Annotated in this window: 1 protein-coding gene; it reads left to right on the forward strand. The window is 54.6% G+C overall.

Going from position 1 to position 632, the window contains the following annotated elements:
• On the forward strand, positions 1-632 hold a 632-nt coding region (locus ACF8GB_RS00940; RefSeq protein WP_392526443.1), incomplete at both ends, for an IS3 family transposase.

Consider the following 632-nt stretch of genomic DNA (forward strand, 5'->3'; position numbering starts at 1 on the left):
ACCCGGCTAGTCGCGGCGCTACGTAAGCTTTACCCGCTTGCCTGGCTGCTCAAAGCAGCTCATTTGTCGCGCAGCACTTATTATTACCAGCTCGGCGTGCTCGAGGCTGGGGATCGGTGTGCCTCGCTCAAAACGTTGATACAAGACATCAGCCACCGGCACCGCGGCCGCTACGGGTATCGGCGAGTCACCTCTACGCTGCGTAGCGAAGGGCAATCGGTTAACAGTAAGAAGGTACGCCGTCTGATGGCCGAACTGGACCTGAAATGTACAGTGCGCCCCAAGAAGTACAAATCTTATCGGGGGCTAATGGGCGAAGCCGCCCCCAACATCCTTAAGCGCGACTTCCGCGCAGACCAGCCAAATCAAAAGTGGGTAACGGATGTTACCGAGTTCAAAGTGGCAGGTGAGAAGCTATACCTTTCTCCGATCATGGATCTTTATAACGGCGAGATCGTTGCCTATCGTACCGACTCCCGACCCCGATTTACCTTGGTAGGCGAAATGTTGGAGACAGCAATCAATAGGCTACCAGCTAACAGCCGGCCGCTCTTGCACTCAGATCAAGGCTGGCATTATCGATACCCTGACTACTGCAAGCGGTTGAAAGAAGCAGGGCTTGAACAGAGCAT

Source organism: Pseudomonas sp. xss_4 (assembly GCF_043104125.1).
GTDB lineage: Bacteria > Pseudomonadota > Gammaproteobacteria > Pseudomonadales > Pseudomonadaceae > Aquipseudomonas > Aquipseudomonas parafulva_B.